The 19,716-nt window shown below is 63.5% G+C and carries 15 protein-coding genes and 1 tRNA gene; 8 read left to right on the top strand and 8 right to left on the bottom strand.

Annotation, left to right across the window (positions count from 1 at the left end):
- Positions 1-72 precede the first annotated feature (72 nt).
- The gene (locus AC0YKC_RS30355; RefSeq protein WP_320295637.1) at positions 73-756 is read right to left on the bottom strand and encodes a Crp/Fnr family transcriptional regulator; all 684 of its coding nucleotides are present in this window, start codon (positions 754-756) and stop codon (positions 73-75) included.
- 752 nt (positions 757-1,508) lie between these two features.
- Between AC0YKC_RS30355 and AC0YKC_RS30350 the strand changes: the two genes are divergently transcribed.
- The 3 genes from AC0YKC_RS30350 to AC0YKC_RS30340 all read left to right on the top strand — a co-directional run bounded on the left by AC0YKC_RS30350 (position 1,509) and on the right by AC0YKC_RS30340 (position 6,801).
- Positions 1,509-5,012: a S8 family serine peptidase gene (locus AC0YKC_RS30350; RefSeq protein WP_488513708.1), complete on the top strand. Its 3,504-nt coding sequence runs from the start codon at positions 1,509-1,511 to the stop codon at positions 5,010-5,012.
- Complete coding sequence (locus AC0YKC_RS30345; RefSeq protein ID WP_488513707.1) at positions 5,005-6,531, top strand: MBL fold metallo-hydrolase; 1,527 nt, start codon at positions 5,005-5,007, stop codon at positions 6,529-6,531. The genes AC0YKC_RS30350 and AC0YKC_RS30345 overlap by 8 nt, the downstream gene beginning before the upstream one ends.
- A gap of 99 nt (positions 6,532-6,630) precedes the next feature.
- Positions 6,631-6,801: a hypothetical protein gene (locus AC0YKC_RS30340; RefSeq protein WP_320295634.1), complete on the top strand. Its 171-nt coding sequence runs from the start codon at positions 6,631-6,633 to the stop codon at positions 6,799-6,801.
- A 90-nt stretch (positions 6,802-6,891) separates the two neighbouring features.
- Here AC0YKC_RS30340 and AC0YKC_RS30335 read toward each other — a convergent pair.
- Positions 6,892-6,966 (bottom strand) — tRNA-Val (locus AC0YKC_RS30335).
- A 128-nt stretch (positions 6,967-7,094) separates the two neighbouring features.
- Positions 7,095-7,775, bottom strand: coding sequence for a phosphoglycolate phosphatase (locus AC0YKC_RS30330; protein ID WP_488513706.1), 681 nt, complete (start codon positions 7,773-7,775; stop codon positions 7,095-7,097).
- A 177-nt stretch (positions 7,776-7,952) separates the two neighbouring features.
- Here AC0YKC_RS30330 and rpiA point away from each other — a divergent pair, with 177 nt between their 5' ends.
- The 3 genes from rpiA (at position 7,953) to gor (ending at position 10,793) form a co-directional block, all read left to right on the top strand.
- Positions 7,953-8,648 carry a ribose-5-phosphate isomerase RpiA gene (gene rpiA / locus AC0YKC_RS30325; RefSeq protein WP_320295632.1) on the top strand — a complete coding sequence of 232 codons (696 nt, stop codon included), beginning with the start codon at positions 7,953-7,955 and terminating at the stop codon, positions 8,646-8,648.
- 21 nt (positions 8,649-8,669) lie between these two features.
- Positions 8,670-9,287, top strand: coding sequence for a DUF2059 domain-containing protein (locus tag AC0YKC_RS30320; protein WP_488513705.1), 618 nt, complete (start codon positions 8,670-8,672; stop codon positions 9,285-9,287).
- Between the two features lie 117 nt (positions 9,288-9,404).
- Complete coding sequence (gene gor / locus AC0YKC_RS30315; protein ID WP_488513704.1) at positions 9,405-10,793, top strand: glutathione-disulfide reductase; 1,389 nt, start codon at positions 9,405-9,407, stop codon at positions 10,791-10,793.
- A gap of 53 nt (positions 10,794-10,846) precedes the next feature.
- Here the strand turns inward: gor and mgtE are convergent, their stop codons facing one another.
- The 3 genes from mgtE to AC0YKC_RS30300 form a co-directional block, all read right to left on the bottom strand.
- Positions 10,847-12,211 carry a magnesium transporter gene (gene mgtE / locus AC0YKC_RS30310; RefSeq protein WP_488513703.1) on the bottom strand — a complete coding sequence of 455 codons (1,365 nt, stop codon included), beginning with the start codon at positions 12,209-12,211 and terminating at the stop codon, positions 10,847-10,849.
- 369 nt (positions 12,212-12,580) lie between these two features.
- The gene (locus tag AC0YKC_RS30305; protein WP_488513702.1) at positions 12,581-14,470 is read right to left on the bottom strand and encodes an ABC transporter ATP-binding protein/permease; all 1,890 of its coding nucleotides are present in this window, start codon (positions 14,468-14,470) and stop codon (positions 12,581-12,583) included.
- Positions 14,471-14,826: 356 nt separating this feature from the next.
- A complete protein-coding gene (locus AC0YKC_RS30300) occupies positions 14,827-15,324 on the bottom strand; it encodes a DUF6252 domain-containing protein (RefSeq protein WP_488513701.1) in 498 nt (165 codons plus the stop codon).
- Between the two features lie 157 nt (positions 15,325-15,481).
- Between AC0YKC_RS30300 and AC0YKC_RS30295 the strand changes: the two genes are divergently transcribed.
- The gene (locus AC0YKC_RS30295) at positions 15,482-15,916 is read left to right on the top strand and encodes a hypothetical protein (RefSeq protein ID WP_488513700.1); all 435 of its coding nucleotides are present in this window, start codon (positions 15,482-15,484) and stop codon (positions 15,914-15,916) included.
- An 82-nt stretch (positions 15,917-15,998) separates the two neighbouring features.
- On the opposite strand, the gene AC0YKC_RS30290 is transcribed toward AC0YKC_RS30295, so the two are convergent.
- Both AC0YKC_RS30290 and AC0YKC_RS30285 read right to left on the bottom strand, forming a co-directional pair.
- The gene (locus AC0YKC_RS30290; protein ID WP_488513699.1) at positions 15,999-16,679 is read right to left on the bottom strand and encodes a DsbA family oxidoreductase; all 681 of its coding nucleotides are present in this window, start codon (positions 16,677-16,679) and stop codon (positions 15,999-16,001) included.
- A 107-nt stretch (positions 16,680-16,786) separates the two neighbouring features.
- Positions 16,787-18,607, bottom strand: coding sequence for an extracellular solute-binding protein (locus AC0YKC_RS30285; protein WP_488513698.1), 1,821 nt, complete (start codon positions 18,605-18,607; stop codon positions 16,787-16,789).
- 294 nt (positions 18,608-18,901) lie between these two features.
- Here AC0YKC_RS30285 and AC0YKC_RS30280 point away from each other — a divergent pair, with 294 nt between their 5' ends.
- Positions 18,902-19,522, top strand: a complete 621-nt coding sequence (locus tag AC0YKC_RS30280; protein WP_320295623.1) for an invasion associated locus B family protein — start codon at positions 18,902-18,904, stop codon at positions 19,520-19,522.
- Positions 19,523-19,716: the final 194 nt, after the last annotated feature.

Here is a 19,716-nt window from a genome sequence, read left to right as displayed (position 1 = left end):
GCGGCGAAACTGCCGAGAAGGCTACGGCCGAATCGCCGAGCCGGCTACGGCGAAAACGCCGAGCCTGACTGCTCAGTCGTCGTCCTGCGATTCGGCGATCTGGTTCAGCGCAGCGGCGTTGGTGATGCGCAGGCCACCGCGCCGGATGGCGATCATCTGCCGGCTGCGCCAGTCGTTCAGCGTCTTGTTGACGGATTCACGCGTCGCGCCGAGGAATTCGCCGAGCTCCGACTGCGAAATCGGAATCCAGCCGGCGCTGTCGGCCATGACGCCGCTCAGGAACACCAGCCGCTTTGCCAGCCTGGCCTCGATGCCGAAAAAGGCCTGGTCGCCCAGCTCGCCGCTGACCCAGCGCAGCCGCGCGCATAGCAATTCGATCATCCCGCGTGCCAGAGGCGGATTTTTCTCAATGCGGTCAAAGAGTTGCGACCGGCTCAGCGACACCAGCTCGCATGCCGTGAGGCAGATGGCTGTCGCCGTGCGTGGGCGTCCATCCAGCGCTCCGATCTCTCCGACGAGACTGCGCGACAGCTCGATATTGGCCACCAGCTTCTGCCCGCCGGGCGAGTAGATCGAAATCTCGACGGTGCCGCTCATCACGCCATAGATGCGGTCTGATGTATCTTCCTGGACGAACAAATGCTGGCCGGCGGCATAGCGCTCCAGCTTGCAGCCGCCGAACAGCAGGTCGAACTGGCGCGGGTCGATGCGCGCCAGGCGCGGCAGGTTCCTGTCGTCCGCGCCGTTTGTAGCCATGATACGATTCCGCCTCTCGTTAGACGGAAATTGTAGGATAAGTGCGTGCTCGATCAAAGCGTCGTCTCCTTCTATGGTGGCTGAACGAACTCGGCAGGCGGCGGACAGAGTTTCAATGTCACGCTCGACACGCCGAAAACGGACAAGCCGGCAAACTGTAAGGAGACCGGGCGCACTGGCGGTTGCGGGCCGATCCTTGGACGCCGTCCGCGCGCTTGGGTGGGAGGTGCCCAGCGCGCAGACAGCAAACCTGAAAATGGCTAGGTGATCGAAATTTCTCCTCGAGAACCGCATATCCGGCAGCAGCTTCGGACGCCGTACTTGGTAGGAGTCGTCGACGCCACCGTTACAACATCTGAGCGCAAGCGGTGTTCGACGTATGTGAAGGTGCTCACAGATATGCGCGTCGGGTGGACCGATGGTTATTTTAGAAATGCATGGCCCACGCCTCGACCGATCTTTTCGTCGCAGCCGGCATGGTTGCCTAGTCGGCAAAAAGATCAGTCGAAGCGTGGCTGGAACCTTGGCTTGACCGCAGCGGACGGTCGGGCGCCATGGTTCATTTTGGGGGAGGGCACGCCGTGGCAGCCGCGAAGGGACTCCTTGTAAAGGTTCGTGGCGACGGCGCGGGACTCTCGGTGCGAGGCGGGCCACCGCGGATTGGCGGGATCGAAGCCGAGCCGATCCTTACTCTCCCACCCAGCCCTCTAAGCGCCGGTACGGCCGCGGCCGCGGATCGCGGCGCCACCTGGTTGCGGTTGGCCACGGATGCCGCCGATAGCGACAATCCCTGGGACCACGCCCACGACCTTGTCGCACGGACTCCGGCGCTGGCGGCCGCAGGCGCCGAGGTGCTCGCGGTCGAGCCCGATATCCTGCAGCAATGGGACTACAAGGACAGCGCCGGCGATCGCGGCATGGCGGCGAGCGCGGCTCCGACATGCGCTTTCGACGACCAGGATCCGAGCGGTGGACAGGCGACGGTGTCGGGCCGGATCGCCTGGAATGCCGCGCCGGACTTCAGCCAGTTCAAGGCGGCGCGCGAAAGGGTCGGCGCCAAGCAGGCCAACATCACCATCGCCCATCTGGACACCGGCTTCGACCCCAGGCACCAGACCCTTCCGCCCGAGCTTCTCACGGCACAGCAGCGCAATTTCGTTGATAAAACCCGTCCGAACGATGCGACGGACCGCGCGCCAGCCGGCACGCTGACCAGCAATCGCGGCCACGGAACCGGCACGCTCAGCCTGCTCGCCGGCAACAAGCTCGACGGCACGTCGCCGCACTGGCCAGGCTTCACCGATTTCGTCGGCGGCGCACCGCTGGCGAAGATCCTGCCGGTGCGCATCGCCGACTGGGTGGTGCGGCTGACCACCGGCACCATGGTGCAAGGCATCGACTATGCGCGCCAGCAGGGCGCGCAAGTGTTGTCGATGAGTATGGGCGGCCTCGCCTCGCAGGCTCTGGTCGATGCAGTCAACCTTGCCTACGACCACGGCCTTGTCATGGTCACGGCGGCCGGCAACAATTTCACCGTCACGCCCAGCAGCATCGTCTATCCCGCGCGCTACAACCGGGTGCTCGCGGCTTGCGGCGTGATGGGCGACGGGCGCGCCTATGCCGGGCTCGCCCTCGGCACCATGCAGGGCAATTACGGGCCGCCTTCGAAGATGGATACGGCGCTCGGCGCCTACACGCCGAACGTGCCCTGGGCCGAGATCGATTGCCGCAAGGTGGTCGACATGGACGGCAGCGGCACCTCGGCCGCGACGCCGCAGGTCGCTGCCGCGGCCGCTCTGTGGCTGGCTGAGCATTGGGACGTGGTGAAGGATTATCCCGAGCCGTGGATGCGGATCGAGGCGGTACGCAAGGCGCTGTTCGCGAAGGCCTCGAAATCGACGGCGAAGATGAATGCGACCGAGACGAAGCAGAAGATCGGGCAGGGCGTCTTGCGGGCCTTCGATGCGCTGGACGTCCCGCCGCCGGCGGCGAACAGCCTGACGAAGCTCGCTCGAGCCACCTACACATGGAGTTGGCTGGACGTTTTGACCGGTGGCAACTCTTTGGCGGCGCCCCCGCCGGCGACGCTTCGGCAGCGGATGATGTTTGCGCTTGAATTGACGCAGATGGCGCAAGGCGCCGCGGCAGTCGAACAGGCGATCGCCGACCCGGACGGCGATCCCGGCAATATTTCGGCCGCGGCGCGCAACCGCTATCTCGAAGCGGCGCTCGACCAGGGCAATCCATCAAAGCCGCTGAAGGCCTTTCTGGAAGGTTTGCTCGGCCGTCCAGGCGCCAGCGCGGCGGTTCCCGTGCCGGTCATGGGCCCCGCGCCAGCCATCAGGCGCAAGCCGCGGCCGCTGCCGCCGCCGCAACGGCGCCTGCGCATCTACGCGCTCGATCCTTCCGTGGCGAAACGGCTGGACTCGGTTTCGGTCTACCAGGCGACGCTTTCGGTGCCGTGGGACGACGAGCCGTCGACCGACAGGCCGCTGCTGCCGGGCCCGATCGGCGAATATCTCGAGGTGGTCGATGTCGACCCCGCGTCCGACCGCGTCTACGATCCGGTCGACCTCAACGACAAGGTGCTTCTGGCGCAGGACGGCCTGCCGCCTTCTGAGGGCAATCCGAAATTCCACCAGCAGATGGCCTACGCCGTCGCCATGACCACGATCGGCCATTTCGAGCGCGCGCTCGGCCGGCGGGCGTTGTGGGCGCCGCACTATGCCGAGGCTCCCGGCCGGACCGGCGACATGACCGTGAAGGCGCACTACGTGCCGCGCCTGCGCATCTATCCGCATGCGTTGCGCGCCGAGAACGCCTATTACAGCCCGGAAAAGAAGGCGCTGCTGTTCGGCTATTTCCCGGCGACCAGCAGTGAGGGCGACGTCACCACGCCCGGAACGACGGTGTTCTCATGCCTTTCCAGCGATATCGTCGCGCATGAGATGTCGCACGCATTGCTCGACGGGCTGCATCGCCGCTTCCAGGAGGCGTCCAACCCGGACGCGCCGGCCTTCCACGAGGCTTTCGCCGACATCGTCGCGCTGTTCCAGCATTTCACGCTGGAGGAACTGGTCAGCTTCGAAATCGGCAAGGCGAGGGGCGAATTGTCTGCCGCCTCGCTGCTTTCCGGTATCGCCAAGCAGTTCGGCGAAGGCAGCGGCAGGGCCGGGCCGTTGCGCGAATATGGCAGCGCCGGCATGGCCGATCTCGACTACGACAAGACTTTCGAGGCGCATGACCGCGGCTCGATCCTGGTCTTTGCCGTCTACCAGGCCTTCCTGGCGATAGCCGATCGGCGGACCGACGACCTGATCCAGCTGGCCACTGGCGGCTCCGGCATCCTGCCGGCGGGAACCCTGCATCCGAGCCTGGTCGAACGCCTGACCGACGAGGTCGCCAAGACCGCCAGGCAGATGCTGACCATGTGCATCCGCGCACTCGACTATTGCCCTTCCGTCGACATCACCTTCGGCGAATATCTGCGCGCGCTGATCACCGCCGACCGCGACGCCTATCCCGACGACCCGCTGCACTACCGCCTGGCCTTCCTGGAATCGTTCCGCAAATGGAAGCTTCTGCCGCGCGACGTGCGCACCATCTCGGAGGAGACGCTCGCCTGGAGCGCGCCGGAGGATCCATCGCCGACCTGGCTGAAGGGCCTGCTCGGCAAGATCGACCTAGGCTGGAACCAGAAATTGAAGCGGGCCGAGATCTTCGCGCTCAACGACAAGAACCGCTACGCGCTGTGGAAGGCGATGCACAAGGCCTTCGCCTCCAATCCGGACCTCTACAAGCAGTTCGGCCTGTTGCCCGACCTGCCGCGCTACAATGAGGACGGGACGGTCATGCGCGCGCCGAAGAAAGGCGAGACAACCTTCGACATCTACAGCGTGCGCCCGACGCGCCGCGTCGAGCCGGATGGCTCGTTCCGCGTCGAGGTGGTGGCGGTCATCCAGCAGCGCATTCCGGTCGGGCTCGACGGCACGGCGATGCCGCAGGGCATGACCAAGGGCGACGGCTTCTTCTGGTTCCGCGGCGGCGCGACGATCATCATCGACCCGCGCGAGGGTTTCGAGGAGATCCGCTACGCGATCATCAAGAACACCGGCAGCGTGGACCGGCAGAAGCGTCAGGCCGGCACAATGGCGGCCAATTACCTGTCGCCGCTGCGAGCGCTCTATTTCGGCGGCGAGGTGTCGGAACCGTTTGCCTTGCTGCATGCCAGCGATGGAGACGACGACCATGTCTAGAACGCCAGCGACGAGGACAAGGCCGGCAAGAACAGCGCCCACAGCGACGCAGCAGGCTGCGGGCGTCACTGTGCGGCACTACTGCCAAGGTATCGGCGATTGCCATCTGCTTACCTTCAAAAAGGCGGACGGTACGCCGTTCTGCATGCTCATCGATTGCGGCATCCACGTTTCGATCACAGGCGGCCCGGCGCTGGTCAACGATATCGTCGCCGACATGAGGAAGGAGACCGGCGGCAAGATCGACATCCTGGTGGTCACGCACGAGCATTGGGACCATGTCTCAGGCTTCCTGACGGCAAAAGACCTCTTCAAAGACTTTGTTGTCGCCGATGTCTGGATGGCATGGACCGAGAATCCCGCGGACGCCGAGGCCGCGGAGCTGGACAAGTTCAAGGGCCAGGCGATCGCCGCGCTGCAGGGCGTGGGCCAGAAGCTCGATGGAATGCAGGGGCTCAGTTCCTACATGGCCGGCGTTCGTGACGGCCTGCAGTCCGTGCTCGGCTTCCAGTTCGGCGCCGCTGGTGAGCGGGTGCGCTCGGCCCGCGACGCGGCGGCGCGGCTGTCGCAAAAACCGTCACCGACCTATTTCGAGCCCGGCGGGCCGCCGGTGTCGATCGACGGGTTGCCCAACCTGCGCGTCTATGTGTTGGGCCCGCCGCGCGACAAGGCGGCGCTGCGGCTGGAGGAGAAGGCGAGCGAGATGTTTCCACTGGCCAGCGGCGGACCGTTTGCGCGGGCGCTGGTGAGCGGCCTCAAGATGAACGAGGCGGCCGACGCCAATTACGTCGACGAGCTCAGTCCGTTCGAACGCAATGTCGGTACACCGCTTTCCGCCGCGCTCAACGGCGACAAGGGCAGCGACCCGGCCGTCGATATCGCCACCTTTGTCCGCAAGCATTATTCCGGGCCGGTCCCGGGCGTGGCGGCCATGGAAGACCGCGACCAGTCCTGGCGGCGCATCGACGCCGACTGGATGGGGATCGCCGCCGACCTTGCCCTGCAGCTCGACCGCGGCGTCAACAACACCAGCCTGGTGCTTGCCTTCGAGTTCATCGACAGTGGCCGCGTGCTGCTGTTCCCGGGCGACGCCCAGATCGGCAACTGGCTGAGCTGGAAGGAGCTGAAATGGCCGGTGGGGCAAGGCACCGTCACATCGGCCGATCTTCTGGCGCGCACCATCTATCTCAAGGTGGCCCATCACGGCAGCCAGAACGCGACACCGCAGAAACAGGGTTTCGATCTGCTGACGAGCGCGGACCTTTCGGCTTTCATCCCGACCAACAAGGTCGATGCGGTGAAAGTGCATTGGGGCGAGATGCCCTATGACGGCATCCTGACCGCGCTGGAGACGAAGACAAAGGGCCGCGTCATCCGCGCCGATGATCCATGGCTGGCCGACAAGAACGGCAAACCGGCCTTTGCCGCGCCGTCCGGCTCGATCCAGGCGGTGCGCAGCGCACCGCGCGATGCTGCCCGGGGGCCGGGCGGGTTGTGGGTCGAGGTGGACCTGGTTTGAGTGCTCGCCAGCGAGCCGATTGCGAAAAATCGAAAACCGCTCTATGGAGCATGCGGCTGAATGAGGGCGGCCACTCAACACATTGCACAAGGTCGTCCCATGCCCGATGCATTCTCGCGCGTCATCGCCTTCCTTGCCGTGGTCACCGCCCTGCTATTTGCCGGGCTGCATTTCCACCAAGGCCACATCATAGCCACGCTCTATTTCATGACCGGCGCCGTTCTGGTGACGGCCGTGACGAGTATGAATGTGCGGAGAGGGCTGATTTAGGCGTTGGCATGCATCCATGCCCAAGCATGTATGCAGCAATGCTTGAGAAACTCTTTGGGCCGGATCATCCAACATATACAGGGAGTTGGATGGTGGGCGATGCAGGGATTGAACCTGCGACCCCACCCGTGTGAAGGGTGTGCTCTCCCGCTGAGCTAATCGCCCGCCTGCGGTCCGAAGGCCGAAGCGAGCCGCGATATAAGGTAGGCGGATGCGCGAAGTCAAGGCGATGCGCCGAGGTTATTCCTCGGTTTGATTTGCCCGACTTTCTGCCGGTGCGATTTAGCGCCGGCTCAGCGTGCCGCCGCGATCAACCGCTCCGCCAGGTCCGGCGTCAGCGTGTCGAAATGCGAGATCACCAGCGTGGGTTCGAATTCGCGCACATGGCGATCGGTGTAGCCGAAATCGACCGCGACCACGGGAATGCCGGCCGCCTTGGCGGTGTCGATGTCGGTCTGCGAATCGCCGACCATCACGGCGCTGCGCGGATCGCCGCCGGCCAGGCGGATCGTCTCGGTGAGATGGCGCGGATCGGGCTTGCGGAAGGCGAACGTGTCCTGGCCGCAGATCGCGGCAAAATAGTTCGACAGGCCGAGCGCGCCGATCAGCGCCACGGAATTGGCTTCGTATTTGTTGGTGCAGACCGCCATCAGGTAGCCGGCGGCCTGTAAACGGTCGAGCGCGGCAACGACGCCAGGGTAGGGCTGGGATTTGCCTGGAATGTTCAGCGTGTAATGGTCAAGAAACAGCGTCAGCAGCCGGTCGTGCTCCTCCGCCACAAGCGCCTTGTTCTGCGCGGCATGCGCGCGTTCGATCATGACGCGTCCGCCATGGCCGACGAAGCGCCTGAAACCGGTCTCGTCGACAGCGGCGAGGTCGCTTGCCGCCAGGCTGTGGTTGAGGCTGTCGAGCAGATCCGGCGCCGTGTCGACCAGAGTACCGTCGAGGTCGAACACGATGATCGGGCGCGGCATGGGTAGTTCCTGTAGCGATTGAATTGCCGGAGCCGATACAGGTTGGGCCGGGTTCAAGCAAGAAGCCTCGATCGGTCCACAGCGCGGCATTTGATGGGGGCCTTTGAGGGCGAACCTTTGACGCGACAGGCAAAAATGCTAGGAGGCGCGCGAAACCGGCAAAATCGGGGCCTCCCAATGGATGCAAGGCAGTTGAAGGTCGAAGCCGCGCGGGCAGCGCTGGCCCATGTCGGCAGCGGCATGCGGCTCGGCATTGGCACCGGCACCACGGCGGAAGAATTCGTGCGGCTCTTGGCCGAGAAGGTTGCGACCGGTCTCAAGGTCATCGGCGTGCCGACTTCGGAGCGAACCGCGGCACTCTGCCGCGAGCTCGGCGTGCCGCTGTCCACGCTAGAGGACACGCCGGAACTCGACCTTACCATCGACGGCGCCGACGAGGTCGATCCGGACCTGACACTGATCAAGGGCGGCGGCGGCGCGCTGCTGCGCGAGAAGATCGTCGCGGCGGCGTCCGAGCGCATGATCGTCATTGCCGACAAGTCCAAGATGGTCGCAACCCTCGGCCGGTTCCCGCTGCCGATCGAGGTCAACAAATTCGGCCTGCGCGCCACCGAGATCGCGATCGGCGCTGCGGCGGCAGAGCTCGGGCTTTCCGGCCCGGTTACATTGAGGATGACGGGGGGCCAGCCATTTGTTACAGACGGCGGCCACTTTATCCTCGATGCATCTTTTGGCCGCATTCCGGATACAAGAGCGCTTTCGAATGCTCTCTTCGCCATTCCTGGCGTTGTCGAGCACGGTCTATTCATCGGGCTGGCGTCAACGGCCATCATCGCCGGCGGCGACGGTATCGAAACCGTCCATGCAGCCTGAAACCAGGGAGTTCTACCGACTATGATGTTGCCTAAACGAGTTCGCCGCCTTTCGACACTTCTGGCGGCCTCGGCCGTCCTTGCGCTGTCCTCGCCGGTGTTTGCGCAGGACGTCAGCGAATCGCATCTGAAGGCCGCCCGCGCGGCTGTCGCCGCGATCCACGCTACGGACTCGTTCGACAATATCCTGCCGCAGGCGGCTGCTGCGCTGGAATCGCAGCTCATCCAGAAGAACCCCGACATGCAGGAGCTGATCGGCAAGACCGTGACCGAGAAGGCGCTCGGCATGGCTTCGCGGCGTGCCGACCTCGAAAAGGAGGCGGCGCTCGCCTATGCCAAGGTGTTCTCCGAGAAGGACCTCAACGATATCGCCACCTTCTATAGTTCCGATGCCGGCAAGAAGCTGCTGGACAGCGGCCCCGCGGTGACGCGTGATCTCGTGAAGGCGGCCGACATCTGGCAGAATGGCGTTGCCCGCGATCTTGCGCAGCAGGTCGGAGAGACGCTTGCCGCGGCAGCCAAGGCCGCGGCGCCGGCAGCGCCGGCTTCGGACGCCACTGCGCCCGCCGACGGTTCCGCTCCGGCGGACAATTCGGCGCCCGCCGACAATTCTGCCCCTGCCGACGATTCGCAGAACTGATCCGCGTCTGCCGGCCGACGGCTGCTGGACCACAAAGCCCGGGCTTGCCCGGGCTTTTCTTTTGCCGCTTTGCAGCCTACCTGTGACCCGTCTTTCTCATCCGCAGGAGCCCACACGATGGCTGGTTATGACTATGATCTGTTCGTCATCGGCGGCGGGTCCGGCGGGGTAAGGGCGGCCCGGGTGGCGGCCGCTCTCGGCAAGCGCGTCGCCATCGCGGAGGAATACCGCTTCGGCGGCACCTGCGTCATCCGCGGCTGCGTGCCGAAGAAGCTCTATGTCTATGCCTCGCAGTTTCCCGAGCATTTTGCCGACGCTGCCGGCTATGGCTGGACGGTGCCCGAGGCGAGCTTCGACTGGCAAACGCTGGTCACCAACAAGGACAAGGAGATCGCGCGGCTCGAGGCGATCTACAAGAGAAATGTCGAGGGCTCCGGCGGCGAGACGTTTCACTCGCGCGCCGTGCTCGTCGACCAGCACAGCATCTATCTGGTTGCCGAGGACCGCACGGTCAGCGCCGACCAGATCCTGATCGCGACCGGCGGACGTCCGGCGCCGCATCCGGCGCTGTCAGGCCATGAATACTGCATCTTCTCCAACGAGGCCTTCGATCTGAAGCAATTGCCGAAAGCGATCATGATCGAGGGCGGCGGCTACATCGCCGTCGAATTCGCCAACATCTTCCATGGCCTGGGCGTCGACACCACGCTGGTCTATCGCGGCCAGGAGATCCTGAGCCGCTTCGACATGGATCTGCGCCGTTCGCTGCACGAGACCATGGAGAAGAAGGGCATCAAGATCCTCTGCCCCGCGGTTTCGGAATGGGTGCGCAAGAACCCCGAAGGCAGGCTGGATGTGCTGCTGTCGAGCGGCCAGACGCTGACGGTCGACCAGGTCATGCTGGCGATCGGCCGTATTCCCAACACCGAGAACATGGGCCTGGAGGGCGTTGGCATCGAACTCAGCAAGACGGGCGCGATCGTGGTCGACAAATATTCGCGCACCAATGTCGACAACATCTGGGCGATCGGCGACGTCACCCATCGCGTGCAACTGACGCCGGTCGCGATTCATGAGGCGATGTGCTTCATCGAGACCGCCTTCAAGAACAATCCGACCGCGCCGGACCACGATACCATTCCGACGGCGGTGTTCTCGCAGCCGGAGATCGGCACCGTCGGCCTCTCGGAGGACGACGCGATCAAGCGCTACCCCGATGTCGAGATCTATCGCGCATCGTTCCGTCCGATGCGGCACACGCTGTCCGGCCGCGACGAGAAGATGCTGATGAAGCTGGTGGTCGACAGTGCGTCCAGGAAAGTGATCGGCGCCCATATTCTGGGTCCCGATGCCGGCGAGATGGCGCAGCTTCTCGGCATTCCGCTGAAGGCGGGTCTGACCAAGGACGATTTCGACCGCACCATGGCCGTGCATCCGACGGCGGCCGAGGAACTGGTGACGATGTACAAGCCGACCTATCGCGTGAAGAACGGCGAACGGGTCTGAGCCACGGATTGGAGGAGCGCCGCCGGCATGGCCGGCGGCGATAAGTCCCAAGTCTACAGCAGCGTGCCGCGCAGGATCACCAGCGCCACCGAGAAGTAGATCACCAGCCCGGTGACATCGACCAGCGTGGCGACGAACGGCGCCGAGGCGCTCGCCGGGTCGAAGCCGATCCGCTTCAGCGCGAAGGGCAGCATCGATCCCGATAGCGAGCCGAAGGTGACGATGCCGATCAGAGCAGCCCCCACCGTCGCCGCAATCAGCATCCAGTGCGGACCGTAGTCGTAGAAGCCGAAATACTGCCAAAGCGCGATGCGGCAGATGCCGACCACGCCGAGGATCGAGCCGAGCACCACCCCGGTCGGCAACTCGCGCAAGGCCACCCGCCACCAGTCGCGCGGCCCGATCTCGCGCAGCGCCAGCGCGCGGATGACGAGCGACGTCGCCTGCGAGCCGGAATTGCCGCCGGAGCTCATGATCAGCGGGATGAAAAGCGTCAGCACGATCGCCTTCTCCAGTTCGCCCTCATAGCTCTGCATGGCGTTGGCGGTCAGCATCTCGCTGAGGAACAACGCGCAGAGCCAGCCGGCGCGTTTCTGGATCATGGCGAGGAAGCTCATCTTCATATAGGGCTCGTCGAGCGCCTCCATGCCGCCGAAACGATGCACGTCCTCGGTCGTCTCCTCGATCATCGTATCGATGATGTCGTCGACGGTGACGATGCCGAGGATCCTGCCATGGTCGACCACCGGCAAGGCGAGCAGGTCGTATTTCGAGATGGTCTGCGCCAGGTTCTCGCGATCGGTGAGCGGCGTCACCGTCACCGGCACGCGATCGGGCGCCACCGACAGGATCGGATCTTCCGGATTGCCGGTGATCAACCGGCGCAATCCGGTCGCCCGCAGCAGGAGCTGCGTCTCCGGATCGACGATGTAGATGGCGTAGATGGTTTCGCGCGTGCGCTCGACCTTGCGGATGTAGTCGAGCGTGCGCCCGACCGTCCAGTCCGAAGGCACGCTGACGAATTCCGTCGTCATGATCGAGGCGGCGCTGCCTTCGGGATATCCCAGGATGGACAGCAGCGTCGCGCGCAGCGGCGGCGCCAAGGCGCCGAGCAGTTCCGAGCGGGCCGGCTCGTCCAGCTCGCGCAGAATGTCGGCGGCACGGTCGACCGACATCGCGGTCAGAAGCTTGCTTGCCTTCGGGCGGGGCAGGGCTTCGGCGAGTTCCGGCGCTGCTTCGAGCTCCGGCTGGTCGAAAATCTCGACCAGCCGCTCGAACGGCACGGCGCAGAGCAGCTCGATGGCTGTCTCGCGGGGCTCACGGTTGAGGGCTTCGACGACGTCGGCGACGTGATCGTTGGCAAGAACACGGGCGACGGCGACGGCTTCGTCGTCCAGTACGGGTGCGAATTCGTTCATGGCTCACTCCTTGCCGTCCGGCAGGACGTGAGCCGTCAGGTCACGTCAGGGCGGACGGCGGTTGCGTTCGACTGTGACTGTCGCCAGGCATGGCGGGTTGACCTTTCTGCTCGCCGGCTTCGCGCATGATCCCGAAAATCGGCTTTCGATTTTCGGAAAGGATCATGCGCAAATTCTAAGTTTCTACAGCGTCCTTTGCGCGTCCAAGTGACGCGCGGGGCTGTAGGTTGAATTCTGCAAGCGGGCGCAACATAGGAGCGGTTTTTGCCGAGTCAATCGCGGAACATTGGAAAACGCACGCGGATAGCGCTGGATCGCGAGACTGTGATCGGCGTAGACATCGTCTCGCCCAAAGACTTGGTATGATTGCTATTTCTGCTTCAGCCGGCGGAAGCGAAGCCACTTGTCCTCGACAGGCCGCGGCTGCGCGAGAATGGTGGTGAGCTCGCGCGGCAGGCTGGGCGCAAGCGGTTTCTTGGTGGCGACGCCGTCGGCGATCGAAACCACGCTGTGATAGAATTCCTCGCCGGAAAGCGAGCGCGGAGCCACAGCCTCGTGCATGACGCTGATGACGGTGACGTTCGCACAATTGTCCTTGATCGCCTGGTGGAAGGCGACCTTGCCTTCGGGATCGAGCGCGCCGGTTGCCTCGTCGAGGAAGAGAAGTCCGGGCTGCTGCAGGATGATGCGCGCGACCACCAGCTTCTGCTTCTGGCCGCCCGAAAGCACCTGATCCCAGATCTTGCCCTCGCGGCTCTCGTCGGCCAGATGTTCGATGAAGTCGCCGAGGCCGGCCTTGTGCAGGGCGGCCGCGACCTGCATGTCGCTATGGTCGTTCTCGGAGCCCGGCAGGCAGACGAGCTGCTTCAGCGAAACCTGCTGCAGCTTGACCTCCTGCGCGGCGTAGAAGCTCGCCACGCCCTCCGGAAAGACGACGGTGCCGCGGCCATATGGCCACAGGCCGTTGATCGCCTTGATCAGCGAAGTCTTGCCACAGCCGGACTCGCCCTTAAGGAAGGTCCATTCGCCGCGGCGGAAACGCAAATTGGCGGCGCTGAGGAATGGCGTCGCGTCCTCGCCCTGATGCGCCAGCTCCAGCTTCTGGATGGTCAGGCCGAACACCGGGTTCTGGGCAGCGTAGCTGAAGTCCGAGCGGCCGGTCTGCTGATAGAATTCGCGCGGATGCTGGACGCTTTCGATGGCGTTGGCGAGTTCGGTGACGCGCTGGCTGTTGGCCCTGAGCGTCGCGATCGCCGGCATCACATGGATGAACCACGAGCACTGGCTGATCAACTGGGCGACCATTTCGGAGCCGGTGATGTAGCCCTTGTAGTCAAGGCGGTTGTGGATGAACGACACGAGGCCCGGCGCGTAGGCAACGATGCGGGCGCCGACGAAATTGTAGATCAGCTCGAACGACGTGTAGCTGGTGTTGACGACGTTGAGCCGCCCCCATGTCTTGTCGATGTCGACATAGAGCCGGTCATGCATCGACTTCTGCACGCCCTCGCCATGCGAGGCGGCGACGTGGAAGCTGCGGCGCAGGAATGTCGTCAGCTCGCTGCGGTAGCTGCCCTCGGCCTGCTGCATGCGCACATTGAGCCGCTCGAGCAGGCGGCCGAGCTTGACCGCGATCCAGGTGTTCAGCGGCACGTAGATGGCGACGGCGAGGAAAGCCAGCACGGCGGTGCCGTAGCTGCCCAGGAATTCCAGGCCCTTGACCTCCACCGAGGACCCGATCAGGTTTTCGCCGATGAAATAGAGCGAAGTCGCGACACCCAGCACACCCATGGCAAGCCCGATCGCGCCGCCGGTCATATCCTTGATCGATTCCTGGATGCGCTGGTCGATGTTGTCCGGAGCGACGATGCCGCCGGCGGCCGAACCGTGCTGGGCATGGAAATGGGTGTGGTTGCCGTCGAGCAGGGCCTGGTTGAACTGATTGTTCAGCCAACCCCGCCATTTGCGGTGCAAGGTCGTTGAAACGAGATTGCGCACGCCGGTGAAGACGGCATCCTTCAGCACGACCAGCAGCACCAATATGCCGGCATTGGTCAGGATGGTCTGCAACGGATGGGTGTTGGCGGCGTCGTGGAGGAAGGCGATCGAATTGCCCAGCTCGCCCAGCGCCACGGCAAACCAGACGCCAGCCTTGCTGGACAATGCCGTCAGCAGCGCGATGACGATGGTGAGTGTCCAGGCTTCCTTCCACCGGTCAGAGAACCAGTAGGCTCGCATCAGCCCCCAGAATGTACGCATCGACGATACCGGCGTCAGGGACGAGGTCCTTGCCTCGTTGGATGTTTGCTCCGGTACTGTACGTCGCGGTCTACCGACCCCAGTCACGATCCCGCCCAAACCTTTCTAGTTTTGTTACACAGGGTAACACCAATTGATCATTTTCCATTAATTTTCTGCCGGGCAATGTGAACAGGGTTACCTGCCGTGGCGCGATGGCAACAGGAAGGCAACGCCGATTGACCATCGATCGCGCCGATTTCGTCTTTTATTCCAGCGCGTTAACAGTGAGTGCGTCAGCTGGCGAAAAGCTTCCCTTACGGAAGCGAAAAACACGGGTTTGTGAACGAAAAAGAGGCGCCGATCAGCCGAAATGGCTACTGCGCGGTGACCGGAATGCCCGAAAACTTACCGTCATTGAGCTCTTCAGGTTTTCCCGATTCGTCTTTTCCAGAGGCGTTGAAGTGGCCGGAAATGGTCTTGCTGGCAGCGTCGTATCTGTCGATGACGATCTCGCCGCTGCCGAAACGGACATGGCCGACCATGGCGCCGGAATCGAGGATGTTGAAGTTGGCGCTATTCGCGGCTGAGCCGGCCTTGAGCGCATAGCTGCCGGCAAGGTCGTTCGGATCCTTCAAGACCAGCATAGAATTGAAGGTCATGGTCGGCGAGCCCTGTTCCGTCCCCGACAGGTTCAGCATCGGCTTGCCGCCCATCTGCATCGTCTGGGCCAAGGTAAAGGACGCTGTCCAGGGTTTGCCTTCGAAGGTGGCCGACATGACGGCCTCCTCGGCGGACACGCGCTGCAATGCCAGCGGCAGCCCGAGGGCGAAAGGCAAGCACAGCAGCAACAATGCGCGACGCCTGACGGCCATTCAGCGCCCCCTCAAATCAGCTAAACCCACGCGATTCTAGCTCAGCGCGGCGTAGAAGGCGATTCACCAGATCGTGTTTCGAGACGGAACGGGGTTTGACAACGCGGCCCAGCGGGCCGAACCTGCCAGATGTTGGTCTATGTCGGAGGGGGATGACATGCCTGCACGTTCAGTTGCGGCCGCGCTGCTCACCGTTTTCACCTGGGTGTCCGCGGCACATGCCGCCAGCCAGAGCATTCCGGCAAGCGCCGGGGGCCAGATCGAGTTCAACACCCCGTCCGGCAATATTGGCTGCATCTATACGCCGAAGGGCGGCACCAGCACCTACCGGCCGCGGGATGGCGGGCCGGAGCTTTCCTGCTCGCGCGTCGAACCGAGCTACGTGACCGTGATATTGGGGCCTAAAGGACCGGCGACACTGATCAAGAATCCCGGCGAGCAGGGCTGTTGCGGCGACGTAACCAAGCTTGGCTACGGCAACAGCTGGAGCAGGGGGCCGTTTTCCTGCCAGTCGTCGACAAAGGGGCTAAGCTGCACGGGCGGCGGTGGCCACGGCTTCTTCCTGAGCAAGGCCAAAGCGACCGCGAAGTAGGAGCACGATTCCAGGAAAGCGCATGGCGTCAGGTACGGTGGCTTCGCCGTAACCCTCCGTCCCGATTGCGCTGACTGAACATTCAGCTCGCGGTTTCCAGCTCGCCGCGCGCCTTGGCCTGGGCCACCTGGCGGATGGCGTCGGCAAGCGTGTCGGCATCCTGCGCGCCCATCACCGCGTATTTGCCTTCGAGCAGGAAGCAGGGCACGCCGGTGATGCCCATGCGCGAAGCGGTGGCGATCTCGTTGCGGACTGCCTCGACATCGGCATCGGTCGGCAGCAGCGTCTCGACCACCGACGCATCCATGCCGGCCTCGCCAGCAGCCTTCACCAGCACGGCATGGTCGCCGATGTTCACGCCTTCCTCGAAATTCAGCTGGAAGAGGCGGCGCACCAGCCGGTTCTGCACATCTTCACCCGCGGCGCCCGCCCAGCGGATGACGCGATGAGCGTCCAGCGTGTTGGCAGCGACCTTGATGGCGCCAAAGGCAAAATGGATGCCCTCGGCCTCGCCGAGCGGCTCGATGCGCGCGTGGATCTGTTGGATGCGTTCCTCGCTGCCGAACTTGCCGAGCATGTATTGGCGGCGATCCATACCCTGAGGCGGGATGGTCGGATCGAGCTGGAACGGCCGCCAGCGGACATGCACGTCGATATCGCTCGCGGAAGCAATGGCCTTGTCCAGCCGCTTCTGGCCGATGAAGCACCAGGGGCAGACGACATCGGACACGACATCGACGGTGATGGAGTTCTCGGCGCTCATGCTCGTCTCCTGTTCGGTCCCGATTGGGCTCGGCTCTCAATCAAAGAGATATAAAGCATGATGTCGTCCGAAAACCGCTTCACACTTTTCGGCATCACGCTCTGGCGTCAGTTGGGCTTTCGCCACCAGGTCGGCAGCTGATAGCCGAATATGGGGGTCTTTTGCGGATGTTCCAGATAGCTCCAGTAGGCGAGCCATTGCTGCGTGTTGTATTGCATCGGCACGATGTAGTTGCCTGAGATCAGCAGCCGGTCGAGCACGCGCACCGCCGCGACATAGTCTTCCTTGGTGCGGGCGTTCAACATGGCGTCGATCGCGGCGTCGATAGCCGGATCGGCGACGCCAGCGAGATTGAACGATCCTTCCGTCTTCGCGGCGACCGATCCCCAACGGCCGAGCTGCTCGCTGCCGGGCGACAGCGAATTGCTGAAGCCGCTGGTGCCGATCAGTACCTCAAAGTCATAGCGTTGCTTGCGCGACTGGATCTGGTCGCCGTCGAGGGTGCGGATGCCGACGCCTATGCCGATCTTCTCCAGGGTGCGCTGATAGATGGAAGCCAGCCGCTCCTCATCCTGCGACGAGGTCAGGATCTCGAAGTTGAAGGGGTTTCCCTGCGGGTCGAGCATCTTGCCGTCCTGCACACGGAAGCCGGCGCTCCTCAACAATTCGAAGGCGGCTTTGAGCACCTTGCGATCCTGACCCGAACCATCGGTCACGGGTGGGTGCCAGGTGCCGTCCATCACATCTGGCGGCACGCGGCCTGGATAGGGGGCAAGCAGCGCCTTTTCGCGGTCGTCGGCCGGGTGGCCGAGCGCGGACAGCTCGGAATTCTGCCAGTAGCTCATGGTGCGGTTGAACTTGCCGCCGAACAGGTTCTTGTTCGCCCATTCGAAGTCGTAGAGCATGCCGAGGGCGCGGCGCACGACCGGGTTGGCGAACTTCGGCAGCCTGGTGTTGAACAGGAAGCCGGTCACCACCGGGGGGATGCCGGTGTTGAAATATTCTTCCTTAACGTCGCCCCTTCGGAAGGCCGGAAAGTCGATGTCGCGCTCACGCTTGACCGGATCGGTCTCGTCGTCGAGGGCGCAGATTCCTTTCTTGAACGCTTCCGTCTTGGCGTTGGCGTTCAGAAAATACTCGATGGTGATCTGGTCGAAATTGTCGAAGCCGCGTTTCGACGGAGTGTCCTTGCCCCAATAACCCGGGTTGCGCTTGAAGACGATGCGCTGCCCCGGCAGCACCTTGTCCACGGTGTAGGGCCCGCTGCCGATCAGCGGCTTCAGCGTGGTCTTGTCGAACGTGTCCTTGTCGAAGGCATGCTTCGGGACGATCGGCGTCAGCGCGACGATCAGCGGGAATTCTCGGTTGGCCTTGTCGTTGAAGGTGAATTTCACGCTGTGGTCGCCGGTCTTCTCCAGCTTGGCGATCATGCTCATGCGGTCGCTGTAGGGCGGGCGGCCCTTGTCGGTGAAGACGTCATAGGTGAACAGCACGTCCTCCGGCGTCACCGGCTGCCCGTCCGACCATTTTGCGTTGGGGTTGAGATGGAACTCGATGCTCTTGCGCTCCGGATCCATGTCGGCGCTGTCGGCAAGCAGCCCATAGAGGCTGAAAGGCTCGTCATAGCTGCGCTGCATCAGCGGCTCGAAGACGAGATTGCCGTAAACGGTGTCGATCATGCCGCGCGCCGTGGTGCGCAGGCTTTTCAGGATGAAGGGGTTGAGGTTGTCGAACGAGCCGACGACGCAATAAGTGACGCTTCCGCCTTTCGGCGCGTCCGGATTGACGTAGTCGAAATGCTGATAGTCGGGCGGCAGTGCCGGCTCGCCTTGCATGGCTATGCCGTGCTTCGGCTCCGACTGTGACGGAAGGAGCGAAAGAGCCAGAAACGAGGTCGCGGCGATCAGCCGAACGAGAACGCGGTCCATGACCGTCTCCTTGCCGGGCGGCTTTGTGATTCGCCATGCACCGTAGAGCATTTCCTTACCCGATTGAATCGGTGCCTGAATGGGAATCGGGTTCAGCCGCTCCCGCGCTGACCGACGCTCGCCATTGGGAGAGGAACCGCGAAGAAATCGCGGAAACCGGGCTGGATTCGGCGCCGCTGGCAGTGTAACACGCGCTCCGAAGTCATCCTGTTGCCTCATTTGGGCAACAGGTAGCTGGACCACACGGCGCGAAGAAGCCGGTCCCCGGGATCATTTGAGAGGAAAGTGCACCATATGACGATCAACGCGTACCGCCTTTCGGTGCTGGCCGCAGGCGTGGTCGGCGTTCTGGGCGCCGGGCTTGTCACCGCCTCGGCCCAACAGCAGCCGCAGATTCCTCAGGGCTGGTTCAAGGCCTGCACCAAGCAGGAAGACGTCGACATCTGCAATGTGCAGAACATCGTCACGGCCGGCAACGGCCAGCTCGTCACCGGCGTCAGCCTGATCGAGCTCAAGGGCAAGGTGAACCGCAAGGTCTTCCAGGTCACGGTCCCGACCGGCCGCCTCGTGCCTCCCGGCATTGCGCTGCAGATCGATGCCGGCAAGGCGCAGAAGCTCGACTATGTGATCTGCTTCCCGGACCGTTGCGTGGCGGAAGTGCCGCTGAGCGACCAGCTCGTCGCTTCCTTCAAGAAGGGGCAGGGCATCACGCTCACCTCGATCAACTTCCAGAACCAGCCGAACCCAATCAAGATCGCGCTCAGCGGCTTCAGCGGCGCCTATGACGGCCCGCCGCTGCAGCAGTCGGACATCGAGGACCGGCAGAAGAAGCTGCAGGACTTCGTCGCCAAGAACAACCAGGACTTCGCCAAGAAGCTCAAGGACGAGCAGGACAAGGCCAAGACCGCGAACTGATCGCGTCAGCGCGTTTCTCGGAAAACAAAAAGCGGGGCACATGCCCCGCTTCAGACTGCTGACAAACCCCTGGCGTTAGCCGGGGGTTTTTGATTCCCTGGGTCATGTTGAAGCGACCCGCCCCCGAACAGACCGCGCTTGAGATGGTAACGTTGGATCAGCTGGTTCCGGCTGATCATCTGCTTCGCAAGATC

It is taken from the genome of Mesorhizobium sp. CNPSo 4661 (assembly GCF_057784215.1).
This window is presented reverse-complemented; position numbering and strand designations above follow the sequence as displayed.

Coding starts and splice junctions, on each gene's coding strand:
- AC0YKC_RS30355 (WP_320295637.1), bottom strand. CDS start 756: ATGGCTACAAACGGCGCGGACGACAGGAACCTGCCGCGCCTGGCGCGC.
- AC0YKC_RS30345 (WP_488513707.1), top strand. CDS start 5,005: ATGTCTAGAACGCCAGCGACGAGGACAAGGCCGGCAAGAACAGCGCCC.
- AC0YKC_RS30340 (WP_320295634.1), top strand. CDS start 6,631: ATGCCCGATGCATTCTCGCGCGTCATCGCCTTCCTTGCCGTGGTCACC.
- AC0YKC_RS30330 (WP_488513706.1), bottom strand. CDS start 7,775: ATGCCGCGCCCGATCATCGTGTTCGACCTCGACGGTACTCTGGTCGAC.
- rpiA (WP_320295632.1), top strand. CDS start 7,953: ATGGATGCAAGGCAGTTGAAGGTCGAAGCCGCGCGGGCAGCGCTGGCC.
- AC0YKC_RS30320 (WP_488513705.1), top strand. CDS start 8,670: ATGATGTTGCCTAAACGAGTTCGCCGCCTTTCGACACTTCTGGCGGCC.
- gor (WP_488513704.1), top strand. CDS start 9,405: ATGGCTGGTTATGACTATGATCTGTTCGTCATCGGCGGCGGGTCCGGC.
- mgtE (WP_488513703.1), bottom strand. CDS start 12,211: ATGAACGAATTCGCACCCGTACTGGACGACGAAGCCGTCGCCGTCGCC.
- AC0YKC_RS30305 (WP_488513702.1), bottom strand. CDS start 14,470: ATGCGTACATTCTGGGGGCTGATGCGAGCCTACTGGTTCTCTGACCGG.
- AC0YKC_RS30300 (WP_488513701.1), bottom strand. CDS start 15,324: ATGGCCGTCAGGCGTCGCGCATTGTTGCTGCTGTGCTTGCCTTTCGCC.
- AC0YKC_RS30295 (WP_488513700.1), top strand. CDS start 15,482: ATGCCTGCACGTTCAGTTGCGGCCGCGCTGCTCACCGTTTTCACCTGG.
- AC0YKC_RS30290 (WP_488513699.1), bottom strand. CDS start 16,679: ATGAGCGCCGAGAACTCCATCACCGTCGATGTCGTGTCCGATGTCGTC.
- AC0YKC_RS30285 (WP_488513698.1), bottom strand. CDS start 18,607: ATGGACCGCGTTCTCGTTCGGCTGATCGCCGCGACCTCGTTTCTGGCT.
- AC0YKC_RS30280 (WP_320295623.1), top strand. CDS start 18,902: ATGACGATCAACGCGTACCGCCTTTCGGTGCTGGCCGCAGGCGTGGTC.